Annotated in this window: 13 protein-coding genes and 2 pseudogenes; 3 read left to right on the plus strand and 12 right to left on the minus strand. The window is 42.8% G+C overall.

From position 1 onward, the window contains the following. Nucleotides 1-12: 12 nt before the first annotated feature. Entirely contained in the window at nt 13-603 is a 591-nt protein-coding gene (locus M1L52_RS14655) for a superoxide dismutase (RefSeq protein WP_248615770.1), read from the minus strand. Nucleotides 604-893: 290 nt separating this feature from the next. On the opposite strand from M1L52_RS14655, the gene M1L52_RS14660 reads away from it, so the two are divergent. Then, complete coding sequence (locus M1L52_RS14660; RefSeq protein ID WP_248615771.1) at nt 894-1,727, plus strand: hypothetical protein; 834 nt, start codon at nt 894-896, stop codon at nt 1,725-1,727. Between the two features lie 18 nt (nt 1,728-1,745). On the opposite strand, the gene M1L52_RS14665 is transcribed toward M1L52_RS14660, so the two are convergent. The 3 genes from M1L52_RS14665 to M1L52_RS14675 are packed head-to-tail and all read right to left on the minus strand — an operon-like array spanning nt 1,746 to nt 2,883. Further along, the gene (locus M1L52_RS14665) at nt 1,746-2,306 is read right to left on the minus strand and encodes a hypothetical protein (RefSeq protein WP_248615772.1); all 561 of its coding nucleotides are present in this window, start codon (nt 2,304-2,306) and stop codon (nt 1,746-1,748) included. 21 nt (nt 2,307-2,327) lie between these two features. Further along, complete coding sequence (locus tag M1L52_RS14670) at nt 2,328-2,723, minus strand: hypothetical protein (RefSeq protein WP_410896789.1); 396 nt, start codon at nt 2,721-2,723, stop codon at nt 2,328-2,330. After that, nucleotides 2,692-2,883, minus strand: a complete 192-nt coding sequence (locus M1L52_RS14675) for a hypothetical protein (protein WP_248615773.1) — start codon at nt 2,881-2,883, stop codon at nt 2,692-2,694. Before M1L52_RS14675 ends, M1L52_RS14670 begins: the two co-directional genes overlap by 32 nt. 304 nt (nt 2,884-3,187) lie before the next feature. Here M1L52_RS14675 and M1L52_RS14680 point away from each other — a divergent pair. Beyond that, nucleotides 3,188-3,778, plus strand: a pseudogene (locus tag M1L52_RS14680) (metallophosphoesterase); the annotation flags it as partial. A 135-nt stretch (nt 3,779-3,913) separates the two neighbouring features. Then, entirely contained in the window at nt 3,914-4,558 is a 645-nt protein-coding gene (locus M1L52_RS14685; protein ID WP_248615774.1) for a hypothetical protein, read from the plus strand. A gap of 390 nt (nt 4,559-4,948) precedes the next feature. Here the strand turns inward: M1L52_RS14685 and M1L52_RS14690 are convergent, their stop codons facing one another. The 8 genes and pseudogenes from M1L52_RS14690 to M1L52_RS14725 all read right to left on the minus strand — a co-directional run bounded on the left by M1L52_RS14690 (nt 4,949) and on the right by M1L52_RS14725 (nt 12,073). After that, nucleotides 4,949-5,095: a hypothetical protein gene (locus M1L52_RS14690; protein ID WP_248615775.1), complete on the minus strand. Its 147-nt coding sequence runs from the start codon at nt 5,093-5,095 to the stop codon at nt 4,949-4,951. 299 nt (nt 5,096-5,394) lie between these two features. Next, nucleotides 5,395-5,583: pseudogene (locus M1L52_RS14695) on the minus strand (Fic family protein); the annotation flags it as partial. A gap of 183 nt (nt 5,584-5,766) precedes the next feature. After that, nucleotides 5,767-6,003, minus strand: coding sequence for a helicase associated domain-containing protein (locus tag M1L52_RS14700; RefSeq protein ID WP_248615776.1), 237 nt, complete (start codon nt 6,001-6,003; stop codon nt 5,767-5,769). A 4-nt stretch (nt 6,004-6,007) separates the two neighbouring features. Beyond that, nucleotides 6,008-6,667 carry a hypothetical protein gene (locus tag M1L52_RS14705; protein ID WP_248615777.1) on the minus strand — a complete coding sequence of 220 codons (660 nt, stop codon included), beginning with the start codon at nt 6,665-6,667 and terminating at the stop codon, nt 6,008-6,010. A 205-nt stretch (nt 6,668-6,872) separates the two neighbouring features. Then, a complete protein-coding gene (locus tag M1L52_RS14710) occupies nt 6,873-7,733 on the minus strand; it encodes an FRG domain-containing protein (RefSeq protein WP_248615778.1) in 861 nt (286 codons plus the stop codon). Nucleotides 7,734-7,949: 216 nt separating this feature from the next. Continuing rightward, nucleotides 7,950-8,246 (minus strand): hypothetical protein, encoded by a 297-nt coding sequence (locus tag M1L52_RS14715; RefSeq protein WP_248615779.1) that lies wholly within the window; start codon nt 8,244-8,246, stop codon nt 7,950-7,952. Between the two features lie 131 nt (nt 8,247-8,377). Next, nucleotides 8,378-9,331 carry a hypothetical protein gene (locus M1L52_RS14720; RefSeq protein ID WP_248615780.1) on the minus strand — a complete coding sequence of 318 codons (954 nt, stop codon included), beginning with the start codon at nt 9,329-9,331 and terminating at the stop codon, nt 8,378-8,380. Nucleotides 9,332-9,769: 438 nt separating this feature from the next. After that, nucleotides 9,770-12,073 carry a hypothetical protein gene (locus M1L52_RS14725; protein WP_248615781.1) on the minus strand — a complete coding sequence of 768 codons (2,304 nt, stop codon included), beginning with the start codon at nt 12,071-12,073 and terminating at the stop codon, nt 9,770-9,772. Nucleotides 12,074-12,211: the final 138 nt, after the last annotated feature.

Genomic DNA, 12,211 nt, shown 5'->3' on the forward strand with positions numbered 1-12,211 from the left:
TAAAAAAATATATTATCTGTTTTGATAGCGCTGTTCGATGACGTTCCAATCGATAATCTGCCAGAGGGCGGCCAGATGGTCAGGACGACGGTTCTGATAGTCCAGATAGTACGCATGCTCCCACACGTCAAAGGTCAGCAGCGGCTTCAGGCCCTTCTGAATGGGATTCGCAGCATTTGCCTCCTGAGTAATCACCAGTTTGCCATCCTTATCAGCCGACAGCCACACCCATCCAGAACCAAAGAGCGTTGCCCCACCCTTCTGGAATGCCTCCTTGAACGCCTCAAACGACCCGAAGTCTCGCTCGATTGCTTCAGCGAGTTTTCCCGTAGGAGCCGATTTCGTCGGCTCACCCGAGAACTGCCCAAAATACAACTCATGGTTCAGTATCTGCCCCGCGTTATTCAGCATTCCGCCTGTAGCCTTCAGCACGATATCTTCTAACGAAGCATTCTCAAAGCCACTTCCTGGCAGCAACCCGTTCAGGTTATTCACATACCCCGTCAAATGCTTCCCATGATGAAACTCCAGCGTCTGCTTGCTGATCACCGGCTCCAATGCGTCGATCGCATACGGTAGCGCCATCAATTCAAACTTTCCCATACGTCTATTTGTTTTAGATTCACGCTGTAAAGATAGTCATTTTTCTTCATATCTCATCAAAAACATGAAAATATCTTCATTTTCCATGTAACATTTCCTATTTTTCCCTACTTAAAGGCAGAAAGTCGAACGAAAACATCACGTTTATGACCTACATCATCCAAAATCGCATTGTGCGGATACTTTACAATGATAGGGATTTCAGTGAGCAACTGAAACGCCTTCTCTTTCCAAGCCAGAGGAACGAACATCAAAAATCTATCACGGTAATACGATTATGAATGGATTGTATGAAGCATATGATACAGCATATTGAAAGTAATCTGCCTCTGGCTATCGTCTTTAACAAGGTCATCTCGAAGATTACCACTCTTTGGATTATGACTCGGCCACGAATATTCGATGACACCAAAGGCGAAGAAGCTGCCTTCAAAATGATTACCTACTATCAGATCCTCCTCTGGGAGAAATGGCTGCATGAGGTTGTGAAACGTCTGCAAGAATGGATTACTACCATCGATGAATATTTCGATGAGTTCAATGGCAGTTGGGAGTATTATGCTCTCTCTAAACGCCTTGATTTCCTGAATGAGTATGGAGGCGATGATGAGGATTACAATCCTGATGGCAGCATCAAAACCACAGGTATTACTCACGAACAACTAAAATACCACACGGTGTTTTATGACCTCTATCACGAGTGTGTCGACATCGTTCAAGATACTCATCCCCAGAATCTTTACCCACTCCTCAATGCCATCGAAGCCAATTCGCGTGTTTCCGTCATTGATATACTACAAAAGGTCAGTGGCAAGGAAATAACTGCCTACACTATGGGTGATGACGGCCAATTTCGCCCTGTCACTTTCGCAGATAGAGAATTGCACAAGGTCTTAGAAATGGTAGAGGCCCACGATTACGGTCAGATAATCATCATTGTCGCTATGCTAATGGAACAACTGACCCAATGCATCGAAACCGCTGCAAAATCAGAAACAGCCTTTCTTGATAATCACGACTTGCTTCGGGCTATTCAGACCGATGCCAAGGCTATTCTCTCACTCAACTTCAAAGACACCAGACATTTCAGATCAAGTAAGACAATTTGCTATGACAAATTTTGATAATAGTTAGAGCTTAACCTACTCTGTCTCCCACTGCATTTTTACGAACTGTTGTTGTAACTCCTGAATCTGTGTATCCACTGATACTGCAGGTTTCAGATGGGCCACCTTGAGCGTAAAATCTGCGTTAATCCCTTCCATCGTAAAACCATCTTTCGTAGTGAGCAGACGTTTGAGATACCGTTTCCGCTCTTCTATCATTTTCTGGACATCATCATCGGTCAGACTCTTTAGTGGAGCATATTTGTCATAAAGTCGGGTCCCTTTATGCTTGGCAAGAAACGCATTCACAAATAAAGCATACAACTGCACATCGGTCTCCACTGCCCACGGAGACAGTTCAATGGACAGGGTCTGCAGATGTGGAGTGTGAGTCACGAATATCCCTGTGGCCGACTCATCATATTTGAACAACACACAAGCCTCCTCCCCTTTTTCCTCGTCACATTCCAACGAATAAAAATCATACTGCACATCATCAGGACTTGCATCTTCCTGAAGGGGTTGAACATAGTCCACTACGTCCCAAATTTCAAAAGACTTTGGAACACCAGCAATAGTCAATTTTGAATATTTCATAAGGCAAATGCTTTTCTCATCTTATATCAACGTCTTAGCCCATTCGGGAATATCGTCAGTGTACTGCTTGAATAGCTGGCCATCAGTAGTACGAAATAACAAACGTGGAAGCTGATTATCAATAGAGTTGTCATAAATGTAGGCACGGTCAACAAAGGTGATGGCCTTGCTAGCATTAACGAGCGACTTGTAGTAGCGGGAGATAATCTTGGAGATGGGAACCTCATGACCACCGTTCAGATAACGCTGTGTGATGCGGGCAACGTTGATGGTAGGATCAGATGTGCAAAAGCAGCCCACTCGTTGTTGAGCAACTGAATGGTAGTTGTCGTCTTGCCCGAACCATTGGGGCCGGCAACAACGCAGAGTGTAGGCCTTCTTCCTGTCATAGTCCTGCCGTATATTTCCACTCTTCAATTTCCTTGGCTACAGCCTGAAGCCTGCGTTTCTTTTCTGCCTCAGCTTTCGCGCTTGACTCGCGAGCAGCCTGAGCCACATCCTCCATCAGAGCCTGTAGCATTTCGTCGGTAGGCTCCTCGTTAGAAGTCAGACGATATCGTTTATGAATTTCAGTCATACGCTACTTTCTTTTGTCTTCGACTGTCATTTACGACTGACAAAGCTGCTGTTAAGCGAGGGGCATGATACTTCTCTGACCTGAAGGTACAGAGTGTGGCGTTGCAATGCATCGATGGCCGAGCGTGAGCAGCTTCGCGGCCTTTGGCCGCAAAGTTACGAATTCTTTTTCAAATTTTGTTCAAAATTACAGTTAAAGATGCAAAAAGCAAACATTTTGCATTTTTTATGCTCCAAAGCCGTAACATTTCCCCTTTTCCCCTACTTATAGGTAGAAAGTCGAACGAAATAAAATAATATAGGCAATGAGAATACAATACATGAGTGACCTCCATATGGAATTGTGGGATAATTCGCGGTATATTCGTGCGAATGAGTTTGAGGTCGTGGGTGACGTTTTGGTGCTCGCTGGTGACACGTTCTACCTGCGGGATACCGTCGCACCACAAAAGAAATTTTGGAACTGGGCTTCAAAGAACTTCCGGCAGGTGTTGCTAGTGCCTGGCAATCATGAATTTTATAGTGATGGCGATGTAACTGCACGAGGTGATAGTTGGCAATGGATGTTTCGTGAGAATGTAGGTTATTACTACAACAAGGTGGTTCGGATAAATGATACTGACTTTATCCTCACCACCCTTTGGTCCAAAATACCAGAGCCCGACATGTATCTCGTTCAGAGGGGTATGAATGATTTCCGGCAGATTATGTATGATGGCAGACGGTTCACACCTGATGATTTCAATTTGGAGCATGAGAAATGCCTGAAGTTCTTGAAGCAGGCATTAGAAGAAAGTTCTGCCAAGCATATCATTGTGGTCACCCATCATCTGCCGACATTGAAGGTAGTCGCTGCCCAGCACAAATCATCTGGAATTGGATCCTTCCTCATCTCTTCAACCTCCCGGAAATCACCTTCCTTCAAGCCTGGGGATTAGAACTCCTTTGCGGCATGCTGCTTGGAGGGCGAATAACATATAACAAGCAAACAACAAAAAAAAGTAGAACAATAAATCTAACAACAAATAATTATGGGACAACGAACCAACCTTCTCCTCTCGATGGAGAACAAAGCTGGCGCCCGCCTCAACAAAGTCTATCACCTCCAGTGGGGCTACGGAAAAGTAATGCCTGTTATGCTGCTCAACATCCTCTCAGGGCAGTACATCGGTGTTAGCAAAGAGAAACAGAATTTCAACTTCTGCATCCCTCACTATATGGAAGAGACCCACAGCCCAATGGACCTGTTCCTCACCTTCATCACCGAGAGCGACATCGACACCGTGGAAAAACTACTGCAGTACAAGCGCATCGAAGTTGTCATCAACAACGATGGCCATATCGAATACGCCACATCATTGAGAGACGATGACGATAAGAAGGACACCCATTTCTGGCCCATGATGAGCATCGATGACTACTTGGGCTGGGATGCCCTCGCCTCCTTCTTCTACCCGCCTTGTCACAAGGTCTGTCGCACTCTCTTCAATGATCAAGAGGAGCTCATCCCCTACTTCGATGCTTGGCAATACGATTACTCTGGCGAAGGCACACTAAAATACAAAAAAGTCAAGCGTCCCCTCGACAAATTCCGTATCGAGCCATGGGCAGCCTGGTCCATCAATGAGAAGTATATTGTTGAGGATAATATTAACGAATCAAACAGAAAGAAATAAACTATGGGCGTATATGCACACCGTTTTATAGAAGTCCTCGACAAGGACAACCATTGGCACTTGCTACCACTATGGAGCAAGTACAAAGAAAGTAGTTACAGCCAGCCCGATCTGGTTACCGATGATCTGAAACTCACCAAGCATCATTACTTTTTGCGTCGTTCATCCTCTGGTTTTTATTCCCCCGGATCATTGTATTCGGTCGACGATATCAGTCACCCGATAGTCCAAAGCGAGCTAAACGATGAGACCAGAGCCTATATCGAGCACTACGACTGACCCGTCCGTACCGAATGCTTCCTGCTGTCCGAACTCGAAGCGTTTGCCGACAAATGTCAGGAGCAAGTCTATTCCCATCTTGCCGATGCCTTTCACGACCGCAACATGCAGTTAATCATCAAGATGTTGGCCAATGCCACCAACGCTTCCAAACCGACCGAGGTCGAGGAAGACGATTATTACCGTTCCCCAAGAGCTACCTTTGATGACTATCTCGAAGATTACATAAGCGTCATGGCCGAAGTATTCAAGATCCACTTCCTTATTAGCGAAGTCGATTTCTACTACGATCCCGCCAAAGTCCGAGTGGTGTTCTTTTATGCATAAAAAATCAACAAGCAAGTAGAGCTTTTAAAAAACATAAACAATGAGAAAAACCAAAGACATAGTCTGTTACGACTTTCAAGGCTTTAAAAACAAATAATAAGAATATCAAAAAACTATGCAAAATCTCAAAACTCAAAACAAGTCCAAAAACCTACGGACGGGCTGCCACTTCTACAACGAGAAAATGGAGTTCGGCGTGTATAACGGTGAGGCATCTGACGATGACACAATCCGATCACCTTACCAAACAGCAGCAGAATCTCCGTCTGTCCATACGTCAGCGTATTACCCTCTATATGGTTGCTGTTGTAGTTAAAGTCCACGGTAAACCTGCGGCTCAACCTCTCCCTATCCTTCTCCGATAGAGGTTGCAACTCCTGCCAAGCAGCCAGTGCTTTTTTGATATTCAGATACTTCATACGATACAAATCAATCTTATTTCGGGTGCTAAGATACAAAATATTTTCTAAATGGTTGTAATCATACAACCTTTTTAACGTTATTCTCATGGAAAAAGGCCGATTTCGATCAGAAATCAGCCCTATTTTTACATTTTTTACCGTTTTAGACACAGTTGGCTTTCACCCCAAAAGCCTTCGCAATCATTCATATTGATTCTTCCGTTTATATAGTTCCGTCAATTCCAGAAGTATTCCAAACTTCTCCACCCTCTCTTCTTTCAGCTTCCCAGCATTAAGAGCTTTCCTATTCGCCTTCACCCAATTCAGCATGTCATGCTCTTCTATTCTATGCCGCGAAGGATTTCGATGGTTGCTCTCTATAAACTCAACCACTTCATTGTATTTTGCCAACCACCTCTCATCCTGCGTCATACCCATTGCTTTATCTCGCCAACTTCCCAACTAAATTACTTCTCCTGATCACAGCCTTTGGCGCATACTTATCTCTCAGCGCCTCCACTATCGCCCATTGCGCGCTATCACTCAGCGGACTCATGGTTATCACAAGATTCTCCATCGCCTGGTCACTTAGGCACATGTCATAATACGAGAATCCCAGATCCTTGTTCTGAATGATACTTGTAATCATCTTGTTCTGCTCCATATCAAACGCAGCAGTATTGAAAGTTGCAAGAGAATTACCTGGCATAAAGTATAGCACAAAACGCAACTCTTCTTGGAAGTACCACCTTTTGTTCTTATAACTCCCAACCTTGTCAAACCTTATACAAATAGAACCTTTCCCATTGGGATGTCTTACAATATCGACTGAATCTCCAGCATACTGCTGCACATCATCCACATACTCTATTTTTCTGTAGAAGCCGCATCCGTCATAGTCCGTTGTCAGAAACGGGGGCGTATATTTCGTTTGACTATATCTCACCTCTGCAGAGAACAGAAATTGTATTGGTGCCCCCAAGTTCGTAGCCACCAACCCATTATGCCTAAATCCATCCTTTTCTGTATAGGTTTTAAACAATCCTTCCTTCACTACCGACAACCGTACGCCCCAGTTCTCCTTCGTGTACATTTTCCACATCGGTATACTCTCCTCCTTCGCCTCCGTCCAGCAAGACACAAACGTATATGGTCCTAGATTTACCCCATTGGAAATGAAATTGCTTTCCTCTGGGTCATCCACACGATTCAGCCTGTTAAACCTTAGCGTTCTATTCTTTAGTATCAAAGACAGAACTTCGATATTTGTATAATGATGGATAATGGTTCCCATTTCTTTTAATTCCTTAATCTGTTTTTGTTTGCTCAAAGTGTCCGGGATACATCTTTCGAAACAAGTCGTTGATATACACAATTTCCCTCTCTGTATAAGCAAACGGCAACTTTTTCACGAAGGTACATCCCATCCGTTCCAACTTCTGGCGAGCCTCGTCAAACCCCATCTCGACAGATATCCTATCAAGAGCCAATCTCAACCCTTCTTCACTATAGATTCTATATTTACGCATATTTCGCACCTTTTCAGCCATAGGGTCATACGGAAACAATGCGACACTCCCCTGTGTCCTCTGCCATATCTCAATCGAAGCTTGCGGCGTATGCCAGAAACGGAATATGTGCGCGCCAGAATAATGGTTTAGGTCTCGATGCCTTCCATCCATCTCCACACCATAGCCTCTCTGTTCGCCAGGCCTTCGCAATGCCTCCATACCTATCGGCCATATCGGTGCATCAGAACCAAAGTTCATAAAAGGTCCTGTCGGAAAGAAATATATTACACCAGACGATACTGTGTGCAATATAGGACGGTACACATCCATCAATGGATCATAGGTCGTTGTGGCAAAGAATGCTGCGACCAGAAAACTATTTGTCAAATCCAGGATATTCGTCTCAATACCATAGTGCTGTGCCAGCCCGTTATAGTTTACTTCCAGTCCCCCCTCTTCCATCTCCTTGATTACAGGGTTCACTTGCAGTATTAGCCTAAAATCTTCCAGTTGTATCTGCCTTTCTAACTTCTGTAAAGGTGTCCACTCTCTTCTGTACAGTGACGGCAGGCATCTCTCATGAAACTCACTCTCGCCACGAAACAATGGGGACATCGGCATGGGTGCCGCTGCCAATCTATTATCGTATAGCGTCATGACCTCAAACTGCGGTGCCGTATGAAATCCAAAACTCCATCCTTGTTCTCTGGTCAAATAATCAAACACTGCAAAAACATCGGGAAAAATGCACTGATTCACTATCATTCCTTTGATTCTTTCTGTTTCAACGATACAGGTGACATATACACTATGGCTTATCTACCAATTTTTGTTGTAGCTATTACTGATGGCATTGACATACCACAAACCACATTACGACATATCCCTTTTCAACTTATCAAAGCATCTATGGTTGTCCTTCGAGAAGTGAAGTCCAAAGATATCCTCCTTCACTTCGTCGGCTGTTTTGTGCATCAATCGGGCTATCTGACGGATGTTCGACATTGGGTATTTCCTTTTCAGGTCAAGCAACGAAGGCTGGCCTTCTGACCGATAGTAGTCCCTCACCTTTTCCATCAGTTCACGACCATATTTTAACTCTTTCGCATCATTCTTGTTCTTGTTGTTCTTTAGCCAGAAACACACGCTCTTACTACCAACATCCAACATGTTAAAAACATTTTTCAGCTTGGTATAATGATACAATTGGTGCGGTGTGTCCGGTTGTCTTGCCTGTACAAACTTTGCCTTATTATTCGCAGTTTCTTTTCCTACCAATGCCATCTCTTCATATAATATTTTCAGTCAAACATTCCAACTTCATAATCAGCCAAAGCCTCCCTTGTGCATAACAATGCTTTGTGAGCTTCCTCATGGGTTGGTGTATCTCCTTTATGTATTACATTATTCCTCACATCCATTACATGCGCTTTCACGTCGTTCATATCCTTCAAAGGTATAGATAGTTTCTTTAGCACTTCTACCACTTTCGCAAATCCATCTGCCTTCTTTAATACAAACTTGTTTAATTTATCTGGCACATTATTACCTTCCAGATAGTCTATAAGTTTCTTTTTCAACGCAACCTCTACTGCGGTAGCGCAGTTCAGCACCGCAGCCCTTGTATCATGATTAACTAAATTAACACGGGCATTGTCTAACATCTCGTATGGCACCGACACTGTCTTATCGTAACTTCTTATTGCTCGTTTTATGTCTGTAAAAGTTAGTCTCGGTGCCCTGTCATCCATGAGCATCGGCGACATTCTTATCTCACCTAGCCACTTCCCATTTTCCTTTATTGCAGCCGATAAGTTTATCTCACACAAGTCGTTGGGCACTGTATCTGCATTAACTCTAATTACGTGTGGGTTGAAAACATGTAAGGCATGCAATACTTTCCTCGCCATATTCTGGATGACACCCGAATATAATCCATCTGCGCCATCCTTTGTATAGCATATAACTAATACTGCCGAGACAGAGGCATTAATGGTAGTCACGTCATTGATGGTCACATAATTATCAATCTTACCCCATTTCTCAATATCTAGACCATATTTGGGGAGCATTTCAGGCATACCGATATCATCGAAATAATCTTTTCTGTAAACTGTTGGTATAACCACTTCCAGAGCACAGTTTTCGGATACACGTATGGTAAAATGCTTCCCAAGCAGAAATTCTTCAACTGCATACCTATTTTCCAATTCAACGATGTACACGCTCTTTTGCTTATACTCGGATAAATCCATAATTATCTCTTTTTAATTTATACAGCGGTTCCCCATTTGCCATAGTCCCCTATACTGCAACACAGCCGCAGCCTTTTCACCACAAATATACAACTTATTCTCCAATATTCTAACCTTACCACCCAAAATCTTCACTTTTTTCTTCGAACCCATTGCAAATAAACCAAGAAAAGCCAGCCCACGGCTGACTTTTCTCATTCTATTCGTATTGATTCTTTCTCTTATATGATTCACATAATGCAAGCAATTCTTTGAACGCGACAGTTCTTTCCGGTTTCATCTCTCCGGCATTTAATCGCTTCCTATTGGCCTTTAGCCAATTGAGCATATCATGTTCTTCTATTCGATGACGTGACGGGTTTCGGTGGTTGGTATTTATAAATTCAACCACCTCATTGTACTTTGCCATCCAACGTTCTTCTTGCGTCATAAGATCTATCATTCATTGCTACTTTCAGTCTTTTCTTCCTCATACTTTACAATGCTTCGTATATACTCAGCGAAAGCGCCCTCACCATTAACAATCATTTTCAATTTATCATGTAGAGAAGATGCAGATACTACCGTATTCACAATAATAGGCTTGTAATAATCCTTATTGGCAATTATTATATTCTGACATTCTGCATTATCAACTACCTTGCTCAACACATTATTTGCAGCATCAGTACAACGCTCCGCCGTATTCATTTCTGCATTTTCAAGCCAAGTATGTAACCGTTTAAACTTATCCGGTGTCATCGCATAACCGCTTTGGCCATTTAGCACCTTGCTGCGTATTTCATTAACAGCGGTAGATATTGAAGCAAACTTCACCTTTTCTAAAAGCGCCCTCCAAGTCTCATCATTAAACGCCGTATTTCGAGCCACAAAGTCCAGCAATGCCTCCGCTAGTTTATTCAGAGTTCCCAAGTTTGTTGCCTTCAGATACTTGGTTCCTATCAATTTCTGGCATGCCTTGTCCCAATTAGTATTTGTATGATTAGCTGTATTGGTTTGTACAAACTGACCAATATTCTGATCTATCATTTCGTTTACACACTTTTCAAGAAGCGCTTTTGCCAATGGTGTTTCTGAAGCCAGCAACGCATCAATCCAACTCACGTCATTCAACAGAGTAAAAAAGCCTTTAGTCTTCTCTTGTTCGGGTATTTCTATAACACCCCAAGAATCCGCAAAAGCTATCATCGTTTCTTTCGACACTGTAAGAATGCTCACAAGATTAGTCCAGTTCTCTATAAACTCTGGATACTCCGCCTTGCCGTCATGCACCTTTTTCTCTACCATGCGTTTCACCGCAAACTTCCAGCAGTTCAAATTTCTATTCGCCACAACATCTTTCATAAGCTGAGCTGTACTCGTGTAGAAAAGAGCCTTCTTCGTAAACAATTCAACATGACTATCGTCTTCGGGGAGCTGTTCCAACGAAGTGGCAGCCTTCAACACAAATATCTCGTCATACTGTGGCTTATTCTTATCTCCCTGTACTTCCTGCCACAACTTTTGTATATAAGTGGCATCCACTTTGCTTTGCAGCTTGTCATGGAATATATCCTGTATGCATATCAGCTGATAGGCTAATGCCGCATTAGCTTGTTGTTCGCTCAATGTTTTAATGGCATAGTCATCTACCTCCTTTACGGTATAGTTCTCATCATCTTTCAGATAGATTAATGTCGAAAAATAAGGGAATTCATCTCCTATGTTATCCTTCAACACTTTGTTAACATCAGACGCTTTAGCCTTTATGGGATACTTCTGATACCCATCGCCAGCCATCTCTACATAGTCAATGAATCTCTTGGGGTCAATCTCTGTTGCTGGGCATATCTTACTTATCTCAAACTTCGAAGCAAAATCACAGATAAACAGTTTCTCCAATTGATTGAACAATGAGCCACCATCCACTTCGTTATTTTCAATAATACTATTGCAGAATGTTGCTGAACAACTTTCTGCCAGTTCCTGCGGCAAATGGCTGAAGATGGTTTGTTCATAATCAGCAAACTCCGAAGTCTTCTGCTTCCGGGTAATATATCGAGTACCAAAATAATTCCATATCTTAGCAAGCACCAGCTTACCATCTGCCGTCAGTTTGCTTTCATCTATCTGTCCTATCAGTTTTACCGCCGTAACATAACTATTAACCTCAGCATCATGCACCTCCTCTTCGAGCATGGTCATAAACTGACCGTTGTCTACATACTTATTGATGGCAGGGTTCTTATCTGCCCCTGTAAAGCAGTTACGAATATAACGTCTGATAACTATTTGTAGCGCATCGTCAGGTTTAACACCATATACCAATGCCGAAATCTCCTTGGGTAAAAGCTTCATTACATCACTTCCAAGAAGAATCTGACTATAGCCAGTTAAATATTCCTGGTTAAGAATAAACTCCTCTGTACTAACCTTTTGTCTTCCTGTTCCTTTGGAATCATTTTTCTCTATTTGGGGATTGCGCAGTATATCATCCTCTTTCAGCGTATAAATGGCTATTGATACGGGATGTATTTCCTCGCCCCATTGAAATGTCAACGCCACCATCTCATTTAAGAATGCAATTATCTCTCTAACATTGGGCAATGGACGTTCGTGACGATAGCACCTACTTATCAATTCCTTATCCTCCCCACTTATTGTATCATCAAAAGCTTTGTTTATCAATATACCAAACACCGCCTTATAATCAGATACTATAGGCTCTGACACCCGATATACTACAGGGAATGTCTTATCCAAGTATCCACGGAGTAAATCAATTTTTACATCAGGATATTCTGCCTCGGAAAAAGCCGCTGCAAGATGTTCCTCATCATAAGGAATAATGCACCAAATGTTTGGATATCCATCATCTGCAAAAAAAGTCTGTATGAGCGA

Origin of the sequence: Prevotella sp. E13-27, assembly GCF_023217965.1 — a bacterium.
In the GTDB taxonomy this organism is placed as follows: Bacteria; Bacteroidota; Bacteroidia; order Bacteroidales; family Bacteroidaceae; genus Prevotella.

Bases quoted from the DNA above. Each gene is read 5' to 3' on its own strand.
- M1L52_RS14655 (WP_248615770.1), bottom strand. From the start codon at position 603: ATGGGAAAGTTTGAATTGATGGCGCTACCGTATGCGATCGACGCATTG.
- M1L52_RS14660 (WP_248615771.1), top strand. From the start codon at position 894: ATGAAGCATATGATACAGCATATTGAAAGTAATCTGCCTCTGGCTATC.
- M1L52_RS14665 (WP_248615772.1), bottom strand. From the start codon at position 2,306: ATGAAATATTCAAAATTGACTATTGCTGGTGTTCCAAAGTCTTTTGAA.
- M1L52_RS14675 (WP_248615773.1), bottom strand. From the start codon at position 2,883: ATGACTGAAATTCATAAACGATATCGTCTGACTTCTAACGAGGAGCCT.
- M1L52_RS14685 (WP_248615774.1), top strand. From the start codon at position 3,914: ATGGGACAACGAACCAACCTTCTCCTCTCGATGGAGAACAAAGCTGGC.
- M1L52_RS14700 (WP_248615776.1), bottom strand. From the start codon at position 6,003: ATGGGTATGACGCAGGATGAGAGGTGGTTGGCAAAATACAATGAAGTG.
- M1L52_RS14705 (WP_248615777.1), bottom strand. From the start codon at position 6,667: ATGTGGAAAATGTACACGAAGGAGAACTGGGGCGTACGGTTGTCGGTA.
- M1L52_RS14710 (WP_248615778.1), bottom strand. From the start codon at position 7,733: ATGACGCTATACGATAATAGATTGGCAGCGGCACCCATGCCGATGTCC.
- M1L52_RS14715 (WP_248615779.1), bottom strand. From the start codon at position 8,246: ATGTTGGATGTTGGTAGTAAGAGCGTGTGTTTCTGGCTAAAGAACAAC.
- M1L52_RS14720 (WP_248615780.1), bottom strand. From the start codon at position 9,331: ATGGATTTATCCGAGTATAAGCAAAAGAGCGTGTACATCGTTGAATTG.